The 15193-nt window shown below is 68.6% G+C and carries 15 protein-coding genes; 6 read left to right on the top strand and 9 right to left on the bottom strand.

Annotated features, from left to right (window positions below):
- Positions 1 to 176 precede the first annotated feature (176 nt).
- Entirely contained in the window at positions 177 to 2702 is a 2526-nt protein-coding gene (locus AWB92_RS17645) for an ABC transporter permease (RefSeq protein WP_241523498.1), read from the bottom strand.
- Positions 2699 to 3397 carry an ABC transporter ATP-binding protein gene (locus tag AWB92_RS17640; RefSeq protein WP_085187941.1) on the bottom strand — a complete coding sequence of 233 codons (699 nt, stop codon included), beginning with the start codon at positions 3395 to 3397 and terminating at the stop codon, positions 2699 to 2701. The genes AWB92_RS17645 and AWB92_RS17640 overlap by 4 nt, the downstream gene beginning before the upstream one ends.
- A 184-nt stretch (positions 3398 to 3581) precedes the next feature.
- Here AWB92_RS17640 and AWB92_RS17635 point away from each other — a divergent pair, with 184 nt between their 5' ends.
- The 3 genes from AWB92_RS17635 (at position 3582) to AWB92_RS17625 (ending at position 5465) form a co-directional block, all read left to right on the top strand.
- Positions 3582 to 4367, top strand: a complete 786-nt coding sequence (locus AWB92_RS17635; protein WP_067158961.1) for a heavy metal-binding domain-containing protein — start codon at positions 3582 to 3584, stop codon at positions 4365 to 4367.
- Positions 4367 to 4738 (top strand): DUF5073 family protein, encoded by a 372-nt coding sequence (locus tag AWB92_RS17630; RefSeq protein ID WP_085187879.1) that lies wholly within the window; start codon positions 4367 to 4369, stop codon positions 4736 to 4738. The genes AWB92_RS17635 and AWB92_RS17630 overlap by 1 nt, the downstream gene beginning before the upstream one ends.
- Before the next feature lie 79 nt (positions 4739 to 4817).
- On the top strand, positions 4818 to 5465 hold the full coding sequence (locus tag AWB92_RS17625) for a maleylpyruvate isomerase family mycothiol-dependent enzyme (RefSeq protein WP_085187876.1): 648 nt from the start codon (positions 4818 to 4820) through the stop codon (positions 5463 to 5465).
- A gap of 7 nt (positions 5466 to 5472) precedes the next feature.
- Here the strand turns inward: AWB92_RS17625 and AWB92_RS17620 are convergent, their stop codons facing one another.
- Positions 5473 to 5928 (bottom strand): nuclear transport factor 2 family protein, encoded by a 456-nt coding sequence (locus tag AWB92_RS17620; protein WP_158090384.1) that lies wholly within the window; start codon positions 5926 to 5928, stop codon positions 5473 to 5475.
- A gap of 132 nt (positions 5929 to 6060) precedes the next feature.
- Here AWB92_RS17620 and AWB92_RS17615 point away from each other — a divergent pair, with 132 nt between their 5' ends.
- On the top strand, positions 6061 to 7809 hold the full coding sequence (locus tag AWB92_RS17615) for an amidohydrolase family protein (RefSeq protein ID WP_085187938.1): 1749 nt from the start codon (positions 6061 to 6063) through the stop codon (positions 7807 to 7809).
- Here the strand turns inward: AWB92_RS17615 and AWB92_RS17610 are convergent.
- The 4 genes from AWB92_RS17610 to AWB92_RS17595 form a co-directional block, all read right to left on the bottom strand.
- Positions 7806 to 8435, bottom strand: coding sequence for a cutinase family protein (locus AWB92_RS17610; protein WP_142282152.1), 630 nt, complete (start codon positions 8433 to 8435; stop codon positions 7806 to 7808). The genes AWB92_RS17615 and AWB92_RS17610 overlap by 4 nt on opposite strands.
- 221 nt (positions 8436 to 8656) lie before the next feature.
- On the bottom strand, positions 8657 to 9079 hold the full coding sequence (locus AWB92_RS17605; RefSeq protein WP_173817441.1) for a hypothetical protein: 423 nt from the start codon (positions 9077 to 9079) through the stop codon (positions 8657 to 8659).
- A gap of 135 nt (positions 9080 to 9214) precedes the next feature.
- Positions 9215 to 9880 (bottom strand): TetR/AcrR family transcriptional regulator, encoded by a 666-nt coding sequence (locus tag AWB92_RS17600; protein WP_085187867.1) that lies wholly within the window; start codon positions 9878 to 9880, stop codon positions 9215 to 9217.
- Positions 9881 to 9933: 53 nt separating this feature from the next.
- Positions 9934 to 10521, bottom strand: a complete 588-nt coding sequence (locus tag AWB92_RS17595; RefSeq protein ID WP_068189527.1) for a TetR/AcrR family transcriptional regulator — start codon at positions 10519 to 10521, stop codon at positions 9934 to 9936.
- Positions 10522 to 10563: 42 nt separating this feature from the next.
- On the opposite strand from AWB92_RS17595, the gene AWB92_RS17590 reads away from it, so the two are divergent.
- Complete coding sequence (locus tag AWB92_RS17590; RefSeq protein ID WP_085187864.1) at positions 10564 to 11109, top strand: class I SAM-dependent methyltransferase; 546 nt, start codon at positions 10564 to 10566, stop codon at positions 11107 to 11109.
- 108 nt (positions 11110 to 11217) lie between these two features.
- A complete protein-coding gene (locus AWB92_RS17585) occupies positions 11218 to 12069 on the top strand; it encodes an enoyl-CoA hydratase/isomerase family protein (RefSeq protein ID WP_085187861.1) in 852 nt (283 codons plus the stop codon).
- 51 nt (positions 12070 to 12120) lie between these two features.
- On the opposite strand, the gene AWB92_RS17580 is transcribed toward AWB92_RS17585, so the two are convergent.
- Positions 12121 to 13821: an FAD-binding protein gene (locus AWB92_RS17580; protein WP_085187858.1), complete on the bottom strand. Its 1701-nt coding sequence runs from the start codon at positions 13819 to 13821 to the stop codon at positions 12121 to 12123.
- Entirely contained in the window at positions 13818 to 15191 is a 1374-nt protein-coding gene (locus tag AWB92_RS17575) for an aromatic ring-hydroxylating dioxygenase subunit alpha (protein ID WP_085187930.1), read from the bottom strand. The genes AWB92_RS17580 and AWB92_RS17575 overlap by 4 nt, the downstream gene beginning before the upstream one ends.
- Positions 15192 to 15193 lie beyond the last annotated feature (2 nt).

Here is a 15193-nt window from a genome sequence, read left to right as displayed (position 1 = left end):
GGTGCGGTCGGGCAGACGATCCTGACGTTCCAGAGTCCGGTGGCCCCGTTCCTGAACGGTTCGTTCGCCCTTCCCATCACGGATCCCATAGCCCCGCTGTTTACCGCGCTGCTTCCGCTCGGCCTCTGAGCGTCCGCGGGTACCGGAGGGGAGTACCCGCGAGTCCTGCTGCTCGGCTACTCGACGCTGACCGCGTCGATGATGTTGAGCCGCGCCGCGCGCCGTGCCGGTGGCACCGAGCCGAGCAGGCTGATCGCCAGCGCACCGAGCGTGAACGCACCCGCCATCCAGCTGGGACGGAAGGTGACCTGGAAGTTCATCATGTCGCCGCTCACGAGGCTGAACAGCCATTGGTCCGTCATCCCGAACGCCAGCCCCAGCACGCCGCCGACAACGCCGATGCCGGCCGCCTCGGCGAGCACCATGCCCAGCGTGAACCGCCGGCTCGATCCCATCGCGCGCAGCACCCCAATTTCGCGGCGCCGTTCCAGCACCGAGAGCGTCAGCGTGTTGAGCAGCGCGACCGCGGCCACCAACACGACGATGATCCATACCGCATTCGCGATGAACATGCTCTGGTGCATCGGGGCCTCCAGCCCAGCCAGCTTGGCGCGGCCGTCGTAAACGTAGTTCGGCCCGGGCACCGCGCGACGCACGTCGGAGAGGAGGCGACCGGCGTCCACGCCGGGCGCCGCGGCGATCTCCAGCGTGGTCGTAATCGGGCGGTCGAACCACCCGCGCAGTTGGTCGAGGCCCATCCCGACGGTGCCGATGACGGTCGAGAAGTACGGCACCAGCGCCAGCACCGTTGCCTGGCGCACCCCGTGCGGCGTCTGCATTCGCAATTGCCCGCCGACCCGAACGTGCAGCGTCTTGCCCAGGTTCTGGGAGAGCACCACGCCCCCGCCGGCGAGCACCTGGTCGCGGGTCCGTGGGTCGAGCGCGCGGTACAGCGGGTCGGCTGTGCCCGGGGAAAAGCCGTCGAGCATCACCCGGGTGCCACCCACTTCGGCGAATCCCAGCGCGCCCTCGGTGACGTGCCGGACGCCCGGCAACGCGGCCACCTTCGCCGAAAGGCCTTGCGGCAGAGCATCCGTGGGGTAGCCGTCGGGGGAGTTCGCGCTCACCCAGACCGGGACGTCGGCGACCGGCGCGAAGATGCCCCGCGCCGAACGGATCATGTCGGCGTTGGTGCCCGTGATGGTGACGGTGGTGACGACCGCGATCAGCACCGTCATCACCGTTGCCCACACCCGTCGCGGCGCGCGCTCGATGGTCGCCGCCGCGAGGGCCCCGACGGAGCCGAACACCCGGGCCGTCGCGGCGGTGGCGTTGACGATGGGCGCACTGAGCGCGAATCCAAGCGCTATCTCGGCGGAGAACACCGCCGCCATCGCGACGAACGCGAGGACGCCCCGCTGGTCGACGACGACGGCGACAGAGACCGCGAAGACCGCCAGGGCGCCAACCCCGCTCGCGCCGCGCAGCCACCGCGGCACGCGGTCCGCGGCCGAAACCCCGACAGGCGCCAACGCCTCGATGGGCGCGACCTTGTACACCTGCCGCGCAGCCATCGCCGATGCCACGACGCTGGTGAGGGCGGTCGCCGCGAGGGCGGCCGGTATCGCGTAGCCGGGCAGCCAGTACTCGATGCGGGCCTCCAGCCCCTGCGTCATGGCCGGCGGCAAGCGGCCAATCGCGATGCGGCCCAGAAGAATCCCGAGGGCCGAGCCGAGCGCCCCGCCGATGACACCGAGGATCGCGGCCTCCGCGAGCATGTCGCGGACGATGGTCGCGCGGCGGCCGCCGATCGCGCGCAGCATCGAAATGACCGGCCGCCGTTGGCTGATCGCCATGGTCATCGTCGTGTAGATCAGGAAGGCGCCGACCATCAGGGCGACCATCGCCCCCATCAGGGCCATGTAGTTCATCAGCTTGACACCGTCGCCCGCCCGGGTGGCCCGCATGCTGGGGTCGGCGACGATGGCGCGGCCGTTCACGGCGGTGGTGATCGCGGCGCGGACCCTTGCGAGATCAGCGCCGGGTTTGGTGGTGATCAGGATGGAGTCAAGCTGGCCGTCGCGACCGGTGATGTTCTGCGCCAAGGCAAGTGGGGCAAGGACGTAGTGCCCACCGTTGAGCGCGGCGACCTGTTTGCCCGCGAGGACCTCGCCGACGGTCACCGACCGCGACCCCAACTGGAACGTATCGCCTTTGGCGTGGCCGACACCGGGCCCGACGCGAACCGCGTCCGCCGGACCTGTTGGGCCGGACGGATTCCCGGGCGCTCCCGGCGACCCGTTTTTCAGCGCATCCTTGAGCGCGCCGCCCAGGGCGGCCAGGCGCTCGTCGGCGCCGAACAGCAGGACCGGACCCGACGACGTGGACGCCGTCGTCCGGATCATCGGTGCCGCCGTCGCGACCCCGGGAACCGCGGCGACGTCGGCGGCGATCGCCTCGGGAAAGCCCGCGTCGGTGATGCCCGACACCTCCAACGAGGCGATGCCCGCGATGCCGTCGGCGAGCCGATTGACCGATCCGCTGATCGAGCCGAAGATGCCGAACACCGCGACCAGATACATTGCCGATACCGCCATTACGGCGACGGTTGCGCTGGTGCGCCGGCGATGCACCGCGAGTTCGCGCAGGCTGAACAGGCGCAGCCGGCTCGCCGCGGCGGCGATCCCCGACACCGCCGTCACACCATGACCCCCGAGCGCTGGTCGGCGCCGACACGGCCGTCCTGCAGCGTGATGACTCGATCGGTCGCCGCGGCGGCGTCCGAATTGTGGGTCACCATCACTACCAGCCGGCCACGGCCGGGCTCATGGGCCACCTCGCCGAGTAGCGCCAGAATCGACCCGCCCGTTGCGGAGTCGAGGTTTCCGGTGGGTTCGTCGGCGAGGATCAGCGGGGGGTCCATCATCAGAGCGCGCGCGACCGCGACCCGCTGCATCTGGCCGCCGGACAGCTCGGCGGGCCGGTGCTCGGTCCGGTTGCCGAGCCCGACGCGCTCCAGCAGCCGAATCGCGTCCGGTTTCGCCTTGCCCAGCCGCACGCCGTCGAGCAGCTTCGGCACCGCGACGTTCTCCCACGCCGACAGCGTCGGCAACAGATTGAAAAACTGAAATATGAAGCCGACGCGATGGTGGCGAAACTCCGACTGCTGCTCGTCGCTGAGCCGGCCGATCTCGTCGCCGTCGAATTCGATCGACCCCGAATCGGGGGAGTCCAGGGCGCCCAACAGGTGCAGCAGGGTGCTCTTGCCGGCGCCCGACGGCCCCACCACCGAAACGAAGTGCCCGCCCTCCAGGCGCAGGCTGATGTCGTCGAGGGCCCGCACGGACTGGCCGCCGACCCGGTATTCGCGCACCACGTCGCGCAGCTCAATGGTCAGCACCCGTGGAAACATGATCCTCCCCGCGCTCACGCCGCACCCCAATAGCGCTGGTACTTCAGATAACGGGCGCCGGCCATGATCGGTTCATCGGGGCGACCCAGAACGTGCCCGGCGAGTTTGGGATGTGAAACGTCGACCCGCGTCCTACGCTGTGCTCCGGACCGCAGGAAGGTGTTTGCCAATGCAACCGAACCCGCTCGACCCAGTCGCCAGCGAACGGCTGTCGCACGCAGGCAAGGTGTTCACAACCGATCTGTCGATCAACGAATTCGCCCTGCTGCACGGGGCGGGGTTCGAACCGATCGAACTCGTGATGGGCGTTTCGGTCTATCACGTGGGCTATCAGTTCACCGGCATCAGGCAGCAATCCGAGCTGCCGGTGCTCACCGAGGCGACGTACCGCGCGCGCTGGAATGCGATGTCGCGGATGCAGGCCGAGGCCGATTCGCTGGGGGCGGACGGCGTAGTGGGTGTGCGCCTGGACTGGCGTCACCAGGGGGAGGGCGAGCACCTCGAGTTCATCGCGGTCGGCACCGCCGTGCGCTACACCGCGAAGCCCGGGGCATTTCGGCGCCCCAACGGGCAGGCGTTCACCAGCCACCTTTCCGGCCAGGACCTGACCACGCTGCTGCGGTCCGGATTCGCCCCGGTCGCCTTCGTGATGGGCAACTGCGTGTTCCACGTTGCGGTGCAAGGGTTTATGCAGATGCTGAAGCAGGCGGGACGCAACGCCGAGATGCCGCAGTGGACGCAGGGCAGCTACCAGTCTCGGGAGTTGGCGATGTCACGGATGCAGAGTGAGGCGGAGCGAGACGGCGCGAACGGCATTGTGGGGGTGCATTTCGCCATCTCGAATTACGCGTGGGGACATCACACGGTGGAGTTTTACGTGGCGGGGACGGCGGTGCGTCGCAGCGGCGAGCCGCAGACCCTGACGCCGTCGTTCGTGCTGCCGCTGAGCGATTGATGACGAGCCTCGATCACGAGCGGGTCAGTCGCGCCGTCGGGTCTGCCTTGTCCGGCCCCGGCGGCGTCGGGCTCGTGATCAAGGTGTTCGGCGGCGTGCCCGGGGTGATCGTCACACCGGCGCGGCGGGGCCTGTTTCGCTCGCAGCCGGAACGGGTTCAGATCGGTGACTGGCGCTACGAAGTAACCCCTGACGGCCGGCTCCTCGCCGCCCACGTGGTCAACGGCGTGGCCATCGCCGAGGAGGTCCTCGCCGCCGCGGCCGTCGGTCCGCACATCGCACGGTCGCTCGGGCAACTGGTGAGCGGTTACGGGCCGACGATCATGCCCAATATCGACGCGGCGCTCGAAGCTCTCGACACCAGCTTCTGACATTCGACGGGCCCCGATGACTTTGGGGCCGGGCGGAGGTCTACCCCGTCGTCATCCCCGCCGTGCATTGGAGGCCTGCATGTTCGAAGGTGCCACCCGCGACGCTCTGTGGTCGGCGGCCCACGCTGAGCGCGCGGCGCTCGCGGACGATCTCGCCGAGCTCGACGACGCACAATGGGCGCTGCCGTCGCTGTGCGGACGGTGGGTCATCGAGGAGGTGGTCGCCCACCTCACCGCCGCCGCGAGCACCGGCCCGCTGCGCTGGTTCGCCAGTGCCGTCGGCGCTCGATTCGACTTCGACCTGCACAACGAGCGCCGTTTGGCCGAGCACCGCGGCGCGACTCCCGCCGAGACGCTCGAGCGATTCCGGCGGGTCATCACGAGCACCACCGCGCCGCTGGGACCGACCGCCGCATTTCTGGGTGAGGTTGTGGTGCACGCCCAAGACATCCGGCGGCCCCTCGGGCTCCTTCGCACGCCACCGGTGGACGTCGTCGTCCCGGTGGCGGAGTTCTATGCGCGCCGGGACTTTGCGGTGCGTAGCCGCAGCGCCATCGATGGTCTCCGGCTGGAGGCGACCGACAGTTCCTTTGCGACCGGCGCCGGCCCGCTCGTCAGCGGGACGACGCTCGCGCTGACGATGGCGATGGCGGGGCGTCCGGCCTATTGCGACGATCTGGCCGGCCCGGGCGTCCGCGCGTTACGCGCCCGATGCCCTTCAGGCTGACGCACTTTCACTCGCCGGTGGCGGGTTGTTTCTGGTCGATCGCCACCACCCACCGGCTGAACCGCCAGGCGCCGTCCCGCTTGACCGCGGTGAACTCGTAGCGGCCGGTCAGGTCGGGGCTGGGCGAACCGCCGTCTTTGACGGCGAAAACCTGGACGTAGCAGTGGCCGGTGGCCTCGGTGGCGCTCTGGCTGGCGAACCAGAACGAATTCAGCGCGTGGCGCCGTTGGTTGTTTTCCTCTTTGAAACGCTGTTTTCTGACCGAAAGCAGGGCCATGACGGTGTCGATGTCCGCCGACAGCGGGCTACCCTCGTGCAGCAGCACGAGCTGCGGTGACTCGGTGAAAAGGGCGCGAAAGTCGTCGAGCCGGTTTTCGTCATACGTGTAGGCATAGGCCCCGAACAAGTTGATGATCGCCAGTCGATCGGTGGCATCGAAGTCCGTGCGCCCGACGTCCGTCACCACTCGGCCTCCTCAAATGCGAAATGCTGTCGCGTCGATGGTCGCACGTACTGCGTCGTCGCCTATTGAGAAAAGGGACAAGGCTGTTGAATGCTGGGTGGGCGCCGCAGGCCGGCCCGCGAGGAGGCTGTCATGACCTACGACCTGATCATCCGGGGCGGAACCGTGGTGGACGGCACCGGCGCGCCGGCGCGGACGGCCGACGTCGCGGTCACCGACGGAATGGTCGCCGAGATCGGCCGCGTCGAGGGCACCGCCAAACGCATCGTCGAGGCCGACGGGCTAACGGTGACACCGGGATTCGTCGACGTGCACACCCATTACGACGGGCAGGCCACCTGGGATCCGCATCTCACCCCGTCGTGCTGGCACGGCGTCACGACGGCAATCATGGGCAATTGCGGCATCGGTTTCGCGCCGGTGCGTCCCGATCGGCACGGCTGGCTCGTCGACCTCATGGAGGGCGTCGAGGACATTCCGGGCTCCGCGCTGTCCGAGGGCATCACATGGGAATGGCAGTCCTTCGGCGAGTATCTGGACGCCCTCGAACGGATGCCGCGCGCGGTGGACGTGGCCGCGCAGATCCCGCACGCCGCCGTCCGCGGCTTTGTCATGGGTGACCGCGCGCACGACACCGCGACGGGCGCGGATCTCGACGCGATGTGCGGAATCGTCGCCGACGGCCTGCGCGCCGGGGCGGTGGGCATGTCGTTCGGGCGCACGGCGGGACATCGCAGCGCGTCGGGCGAACCCGTGCCGGGAACCTACTCCGAGGAGGACGAGCTCGCCGCACTGATGGCCGTCATGGCCGAGGTGGGTTCGGGTGTGCTGCAAGTGGTTCCGGCTGGTGTGGGCGGCGCGATGGGCGGCGACCAGCGCCACTCGATCGACGCCGAAATTGACTGGATCACGCGGCTCGGGCGGCAGTACCGGATACCGCTCACCTTCCTGGCGATGGTCAACGAGCAGGACCCGCACGACTGGCGACACTGGTTCGCGGCGGTGCACGAAGCCAACTCCGCCGGTGCGACGATCCGGCCGCAGGTCGCCAGCCGCGCCTTCGGAATGTTGATGGGACACCAATCGCGGATGAATCCATTCCGGCACCGCGCGACATATCGGCCGTTGATGGAACTGCCTTTGGCGCAGCGGGTTCAACGACTGCGCGATCCGGACGTCCGGGCGCGAATCCTGGCCGACGTGCCCGACCCGACGCCGGAGCCGTCGGCGGACCAACTCAACAGGCACCTGTTCAAGCGCCTGTATCCACTCGGCGAAGCGCTCGACTACGAGCCCGCGCCCGAAGACAGCATCGCCGCGATCGCCGAGCGGGAACGTCGCGACCCCTGGGAAGTCACCTACGACGTGCTGCTCGGCGCCGAGGGACGCGAATTCCTGCTGCTGCCCCTGCTCAACTACGCCGGCAACAACTACGACCACCTGTACAACATGATGGCCGACCCGGTGAGCCTGCAGGGGCTGGGCGACGGCGGGGCGCACTGCGGGATCATCTGCGACGCCAGCATGACCACCTACCTGCTGTCGCACTGGGTCGGCGGGCGGACTCGGGGCCCGGGCCTGTCGCTGGAGGCGGCGGTGCACCGCCTCACCGGCGATCCCGCGGGCTTTTACGGGCTGGGCGATCGCGGCGTGCTCGCACCCGGGCGGCGCGCGGACGTCAACCTCATTGATCTGGATCGACTGCGGCTGCACTACCCGGAGCGCGTCGAGGACCTGCCCGGCGGCGCGGGCCGGTTGATCCAGCGCTCGGACGGTTACGTCGAGACGATCGTGCTGGGCCAGACCGTCGTCGCCGACGGCGAACTGACCGACGAAAGGCCCGGCGGTCTGGTCCGGGGCCGCCGCCCGCCAGCTGCCTAGAGCCGGCCCGCGGCGAAGTCCGCCGCCTGATCAACCATCCCGGCCTCGACGTATTGCCGGTGCGCGGCCGGGAATCCCGATCCCGAACAGACGGGATCGTTGGGAACGCACAACTCGATCGTCTTCGGCGCGTACAGCGGACCGATCGTGACCGGGGGCTCGTTGATGATGCTCATGAACTGGGTCGACGGCTTGCCGAAGAGGGCGACGGCGGCGACGTGGTTGGCGACGTCGGGCGGCATCGGCTCGGGCGGCTGCGCGAGGTTCGCCCCATCGGGGACCCGGTTCGCGGTGACGAAGCCCATGACGGCCGCGCCCTGCGAATATCCGCCCAACACCATCTTGGTTTTCGGGCAGTTCACCGCCATCGACTCCACGTGATGGCCGGCGTCAGTGATGCCGTCGATCGCGGTGGGGAAGTCGGTTGTGGCCGGGTAGTTGACCGGGTACACGCCGACCGATCGGGTGCCGACGCGCGAACGCAGCGTGTCCACGAAGTCCTGCCCGACCCGGCCCACGCCGGGGGGCTCGGTGGTGCCGCGGGCGAACACCACCTCGACATCGGGGCACGGCTCGGCAGACGCGGAGGGAACGGACGCGAGCGGCAGCGCCCAAATCGGCGCCACCGCAGCACAAATGAGGCGGGCGAGGGGAGGAAACTGCACGTGGAAAATTTTGGCACACCGTAATGGCGCCTGCTCGGCGAGCGACCGCGGGTGGCGGGACGTCCGGGTGAGGCCTCAAGACTCGGCGGTCCGGACGTGTCGCAGGTCAGCGCGCTACCAGGCGCACGACAACGGCCGATGTACGCATCGCGTTGGCGAGTCGAACGGCGGATGAGATGTGATCAAGTCGATCCGCCGGCGCGGTCCCGAATGCCCTGCCTGCGCACCAGCGAACGGGCAGCGCGTAGCGCGCCGCGGAACGCGTAGGCGGCGGTCACCACCGACAGCAGGATCAGCAAGACGAACATCGGCAGCCAGTTGCCCCTGCTGTGATCGACTTCCCACCAGATGATGGTGAACAGCACCACGCAGAGCAAGAGCACCACGTCCCGCCAATTGCCCCGGTAGGTCAGCGCAGCCTTGCGCAGTGCGCGATTCCTGTCGGCGACCTCGACCAGGTCATCGATGCGCTCGTCGATGCTCCGCCGCAACTCGGCGCGTCGCTCGACTGCCTCCGCGGGGAGACGCTCCAGCAAGTCCATGTCCTGTTTGATGAGCTCGCGATAATCCGGGCCTCTGAATTGACCGGCCGCAACGGCGAGCATCAGGCCACCGAAAACAGGCGCACTGTTCAGTGCGAGTTGTCCCAGCCCTACCACGTCCCCTCCTTCGTCGGTCGTCAACGTCGGTTCGTTGAGGATGGCCGAACTCGGGGTGAGGGATCAACCACTTCGGCGGTATCAGGACGCCCGGGACGGCCGCCCCCGCGCCCGCGCGGGCTTGGCTCCGCTAAGCGCGTCCATGGTGCGCACCAGCTGCGGATAGGCGATCGCGGGCCCGATCCAGCGGGTGAGATAGCGCCTCAAGTCGGCGCCGCTGCGCGGCGGCCGGCCGGGATCGGTGAGGAAGGAGTGCAGCACCCGCAGGCTGAATTCGTTCAGTTCGTCGAGTCCCGCCTCGTCGAAACCGTAGTGCTCCCAATCGATGTCGAAGCGATGCAGCATCGAACGCCCGAACGCCAACGCGGTATCGGAGATGATGGAGACGCCTTGTCCGCCGCGATGGCGCAACACGAATGCGAGCTGATTGTCCGACGCAAGCCGCTCGATGGCGAAAGCCATGGCCTCCGTCATCGCCACCACCGGGTCGGTCACGCCCTCGAGCTGGGTCGCCAGGTGGTCGAGGAACCCGTCGGCCGACCGCATCGCGGTCGCCACCAGCAGCGCCTGGGTGCCGGGGAAGTACCGGTAGACCGTCTGCCGCGTCACGCCCAGCGCGCGCGCCACGTCGGCGATTCCCATTGCCTGACCGCGCTCGTCGATGATCCGATCGGCGGCGTCCAGGATGCGCTCGATCGCCTCCTCGTCGGAGGCGGGCGCGTTCCCTGCCCAGCCGTGACTGCGCACGCTCAGACGATCCTCACAGCTGGATAATAACGATTCGGTTGGGCCACTGGGCTTTAGGCGGCGCACGCCTTGAGAATGAGGCCGACGGCCTCGTCGAGCTGTTCCGCGATCTCTTCATAGCTGACGAACCGGGCCGTCAGGAGGGCCCCGGAGAACGTCATCTGCAGCGCGGACCTCACCGCTCGCGGCCACCCGGGACCCAGCGCCGCCGCGATCCGCCTGGACACCTCTTCGCCGATCTGCTCGCGCAGCGGCTTGACCGCGGGATCATCGGCCATCAGCGCGGCGCCGCAGGCGGTCGCCAGCTCGGGTTCGTCGGCGACCATCAGCGCCATGTCGCGCAAGGTCGCGCTGACCCGTGCCTGGGTCGTGTCGTTGACGTCGGTGTGCAGCGGCAGGTCCTGCAGGAAGCGCAGGTACACCGCCGCCACCAGCGCGCTCTTCGACGGAAAGTAGGTGTACGCGCTGGCCGGGGACACGCCGGCGCGCGTCGCGACGGCGCGCATCGTCAGGGCCGCGTACGACGACTCCCGCAGTTCCTCCAGCCCGGCCTCGAGGACCTTGCGGATCGTCTGCGCCGGCCGGCGGTCGGAGCGGCGGGCCGTCCCGGCGTCCGTCGGAGAAGCCGCCTGTCTAGACACCGGTCCAGTGTAGAAACCGGCGGGCAATCTAAGGTGGCGCCCATGGCCGAGGACGACCGGGGTCGCTGGGACGAGCGGTACGCCGGCGCCGGGTCACCGCAGCTGAGCGAGGTCGGGCCGCCCCGCTTCGTCGCGCGCCACGCGGAGCTGTTTCCGACGTCGGGACGCGCCCTCGACCTCGCCTGCGGGCAGGGACGTGGCGCCGTGTGGCTTGGCCGCCGCGGCCTCGACGTCTGGGCGTGCGACGTCTCCCCGGTCGCCATCGAGCAGGCGCGCGAGTTAGCGCGGCTCGCAGGCGTCGCGGACCGCTGCCGCTTCGACGTCTTCGATCTGGACGACGGGCTGCCCGCCGGGCCGGCTGTCGACGTCGTCCTGTGCCACAACTTCCGGGACCGCCGCCTCGATGAGGCGATCATCGAGCGCCTGGCGCCGGGCGGGCTACTGGCAATCGCCGCGCTGAGCGAGGTCGGGGCCGCGCCAGGACCGTTCCGCGCCACCCCGGGCGAGCTGCTCGCCGCCTTCGCCGGACTCGAGCTTGTCGACGCCGGCGAGGGCGACGGTCACGCGTGGCTGGTGGCGCGCGGGTGAGCCGCCACCTTCGAGACTGCGGCCAGATCGCCAATTTCCGCGAAATCGCGATCTGCGCGCAGTCTCGGCGCGCTGGGCGTGCGCCCGAAAACCGGTAATGTCACCACGATGGAGCGGCGCGTGCTCGAAGCGATCATCTATGAACGCGAACCGCCGATTGCGCGGATCATCCTGAATCGGGTCGACAAGGCCAATACCAAGGACGCGGTGCTGGTCACTGAGGTCGACGATTGCCTGCACGAGGCCGATCGCGACAAAGAGATCAAAGTCGTCATCATCAAGGCCAACGGAAAGGGATTCTGCGGCGGGCACGTGGCGCGCTGGGGCCCGGGCGAGAACCCCTACCCGGACTTCGGAAACACCTTCGAGGACCTGTACAAGGGGACGGCCGACCTGTTTCTGTGGCCCACGCTTTATCTGTGGGAGTTTCCCAAGCCGACGATCTCGGCGATCCACGGCTATTGCATGGGCGGTGGCATTTATCTCGGCCTGCTGACCGATTTCTGTGTCGCGTCCGAGGACGCGTATTTCCAAATGCCGCTTGCCCAAAGCCTTGGCGAGCCCGGCGGGCACACCATGATCGAGCCGTGGTTGCTGATGAACTGGCACCGCACCATGGACTGGCTGTTGCTGGCGCCCACCCTCTCGGCGCAGGAAGCCCTCGACTGGGGTCTGCTCAACAAGGTTGTGCCGCGCGAAGAGCTGGAAAACACCGTGGAGGAGATGGCGCGCAGGATCTCCCAGATCCCGTTGACCACGCTGATGGCGGTCAAGAACAACGTGAAGCGGGCTTGGGAATTGATGGGAATGCGGGTCCACCTCCAGGTCAGCCACATCTTGACCAACATGGTGGGCGCCGCCTCCGACGTGCAGGCGCGCCGGGCCGAACTCATGCAATCCGGCATGAAGCCACGCGATTTCGTCGGCCGCGACGAGAGTTCTCAGGACGAGCAGACGTAAAACCCCCCAAAATGCGCGGGTTTTGGGAGCGTTTGCGTCTGCTCGCCAGACCTAGCGGGTCCTTTCGCCGGCGATCCGGCGCCCGGCGGCGTGCCGCGCGGCCACGTAACCGAACACCATCGAGCTGGCGATGCTGGCGCCCGCGCCCGGATACGTGCGGCCCATCACCGTCGCGGTGGTGTTGCCCGTGGCGTAGAGGCCCTCGATCACCAGGTCCTGCTCGTCGAGGACCTGCGCGTGCTCGTTGGTGACGACGCCCCCGCACGTCCCGACGTCCGCCGGGAAGACCCGGGTGGCGTAGTACGGCGCGCGGTCGAGCGGGCCGACGGCGGCGTTGGGCCGGTAGCCCGGATCGCCGAGGCAGTCGTTGTAGGCCGACTGCCCGCGCCCGAAGTCGGGGTCCAGGCCCTTGGCGGCGAACCGGTTGAACCGCTGGATCGTTTGCGCCAATTCGTCGGCGGGAAGGTCGATCTGGCGGGCCAGGTCGGCGATCGAGTCGCCGCGTTTGACCGCGCCGCTCTCGATGAGCTCGGGCGGCAGGTTCTGCTTACGCTTGAGCGGGTTGGTGCTGGTGACGTACCTGCGCACGTACCCGTCGTCGAAGATCATCCAGCAGGGCACCGCCTTGTTTGCGTACATCGCCTTGCCGACCTCGACGTAGGAGTTCGACTCGTTGCAGAAGCGCCGGCCGGTCGCGTCGACGTAGATGGCACCGGGACGCTGCCGGCCGGAGCCGAGCGAAGCGGCGGCGGCGCCGCCGTCCTTGATGAAAACCGAAGGCAGCCACCAGGCTTCGTCGAGCAGGTCGGTCTTCGCTCCCAGCCGCATGGCGGCTTGCAGCACCTCGCCGGTGTCCCCGGCATTGGCGATCGACCACTGCGCCTCGTTGGGTTGATCGCCGCTGTACTGGCGGCGCATCTCCTTGTTGTGACCGAATCCGCCGGCCGCCAGCAGGACTCCCTTGCGCGCCTCCACGTTCAGCGGCACGCCGCCGCGCGTCACGCGGGCCCCGACGACGCGGCCGTCCTCGACGATGAGGTCTTCCATTGCGGCGTTGGTCCACAGCGGGGGTTGCCCGTCACCGAATTCGATGAGCGCCTTGAGCATCTGGGCGATCAGCGAGGCGCCGTTGGTGAGGATTTGCCGGCGACGGGCCCGCGCGGCCGCGGTACGCAGGAACACCCGGGTGGCCACGGCGAACGCGCGCGGCGACCGGTTGTAGTACTGGACCGAGCGCAACTCGTTGGTGAGGACCACGAAACCGTAGTTCTTGGCCAGCGGCGGCTGTACCTTGTCGCTCCAGCTGCCAAGCTCCGCGGCGTCGAAGGGGATGCCCTCGATGGCGCGGCCGGACTCGTTGCCGCCCTTGTGATTCGGGTAGTAGTCGCTCCATCCGGCGCAGCGGATCATCCGAACACCTTTGCGGGTAAGGAAATTGATCATTTCGTAGCCCGCGGTGAGGAACATCTCGCGGCGTGCGGGGGAGGAGGGAGCGCCGATGTCGCCGACCACGTCGGCCAGGTAGGCCATGCCGTCCTCGTGCGAGTCCGCGATGCCCTCGGCCCGCATCAGGGGGTTGTTGGGCAGCCAGACGATGCCGCCCGAGAGCCCCGTCGAGCCCCCGACCAGCGCCTGCTTCTCGAGGATCAGGGGTTCGAGCCCGCAATCGATCGTGGCCAGCCCGGCCACCATGCCGCCGCCGCCGCTGCCCGCGATGAGCAGGTCGACGGAGCGGTCCCAGCGGGTGGTCATCGCCCCTCCGAGCTGAATCCCAGGTCGGCGATCGGCACGTCGATGGTGGTGTTGGTCTTCTGGATCGCGGGCACCAGCGCCTCGTAGGGCAGGCCGGCCAGGAAGCCGTCGATGACGCGTTCGAAGTTCGAGATCAGCCCCTCGATCCGATCCGACAGCCGCATGTAGTCAAACCCCTTGGAGTGCAGGCCCTTCTGCTGACGCGGCAGGTTGGAGAAGTCCTGCGCGGGGATGGGCGGCCAGCGCGGGTCGTCGGGCGCCATGGGTTCCGGTGGCGTGGGCTTGGCCGTGGCCTGGTCCGGCGGGATGCGGGTCAGCGACCAGATCTCGAACAGCGTCTCCTCCGGACCCAGCGGACGGATCCGGTACGACGAGGCGCTGCTGTACTGGGGCAGCAGAAAGTAGTGCGGGAAACAGAAGTTGATCGCTTCAGTGATGCCGCGCCGCTCGAGCTCGTTGAGGTCGGGCATGTCGCAGCCGCGGGCCCGATGCCACTTGACGATGGCGTCGTTGAGCGCGGACCGCCAGGCGGTCATCGCCGCTGCTGGGTCGGCCGGCAACTCCATGGTCTGCAGGCCCTCGGCGATGCGGACGTCGTTCTCGTGGGTCATTCCGGCCATGCCCTCGCCGAGGGTGCGCATGAAGTACAGGTTCGTCTGGGCCAGCCCTGGCGGTTTCGAGGTGCTGGGCATCGAGGACGGCAGCAGCTGCGGGTGGGTCTGCGGGACGTGGTAGCCCTCCATGAAGGCGGCCGTCGCCAGCTTCCAGTTCACCGGCAGCCGGCAGGCCTGCCACCACTCGACGCGCAACGATTCCACTTTCCACGCGTCGTAGATCGTCGCGAACGGTTCGAAGCAGTCCCGCATTGGCGGCGCGTCGTCGTCGAGGTTGATCCACGCGCAACCGCCCCAGAGCTCGCATCTGACCGGGACGAGTTGCAGGTCATCGGGGCTCAGGTTTTCCTCGGCGAACTCCTCGGGCCGCAGCACGAAGGTGTTGCGGCCGTCGATGGCCCAGCACCAGCCGTGGAACGGGCAGACGAAGGTGCGGCGGTTTCCATTGCCCTCCACCAGCTTTACCCCGCGATGGCGGCACGCGTTGTGGTAGGCCCGCACGTTGTCGGCGTCCAGCCGGACGACGATGACGGAGTCGTCCAGGATCTCGTACTCGACGTAGTCGCCGGGCTTCGGGATCTCCTCGAGGCGACAGGCCATCTGCCAGACGCGGGGCCAGAGCAACTCGGCCTCGAGGGCGTAGAACTCCGGGTCGTAGTACCGCTGTTTGGGGATCCGGTCGGGCCGCTGAACCGCCCACGGCACCGGCAGCGGCGCCCAGTTCACGTCGGGGTGGGTGCGTTCGGTAGTCACCATGT

Source organism: Mycobacterium sp. IEC1808 (assembly GCF_002101935.1).
Lineage (GTDB): Bacteria > Actinomycetota > Actinomycetes > Mycobacteriales > Mycobacteriaceae > Mycobacterium.
This window is presented reverse-complemented; position numbering and strand designations above follow the sequence as displayed.

Bases quoted from the DNA above. Each gene is read 5' to 3' on its own strand.
- AWB92_RS17635 (WP_067158961.1), top strand. From the start codon at position 3,582: ATGCAACCGAACCCGCTCGACCCAGTCGCCAGCGAACGGCTGTCGCAC.
- AWB92_RS17630 (WP_085187879.1), top strand. From the start codon at position 4,367: ATGACGAGCCTCGATCACGAGCGGGTCAGTCGCGCCGTCGGGTCTGCC.
- AWB92_RS17625 (WP_085187876.1), top strand. From the start codon at position 4,818: ATGTTCGAAGGTGCCACCCGCGACGCTCTGTGGTCGGCGGCCCACGCT.
- AWB92_RS17615 (WP_085187938.1), top strand. From the start codon at position 6,061: ATGACCTACGACCTGATCATCCGGGGCGGAACCGTGGTGGACGGCACC.
- AWB92_RS17605 (WP_173817441.1), bottom strand. From the start codon at position 9,079: ATGCTCGCCGTTGCGGCCGGTCAATTCAGAGGCCCGGATTATCGCGAG.
- AWB92_RS17590 (WP_085187864.1), top strand. From the start codon at position 10,564: ATGGCCGAGGACGACCGGGGTCGCTGGGACGAGCGGTACGCCGGCGCC.
- AWB92_RS17585 (WP_085187861.1), top strand. From the start codon at position 11,218: ATGGAGCGGCGCGTGCTCGAAGCGATCATCTATGAACGCGAACCGCCG.
- AWB92_RS17580 (WP_085187858.1), bottom strand. From the start codon at position 13,821: ATGACCACCCGCTGGGACCGCTCCGTCGACCTGCTCATCGCGGGCAGC.
- AWB92_RS17575 (WP_085187930.1), bottom strand. From the start codon at position 15,191: ATGGTGACTACCGAACGCACCCACCCCGACGTGAACTGGGCGCCGCTG.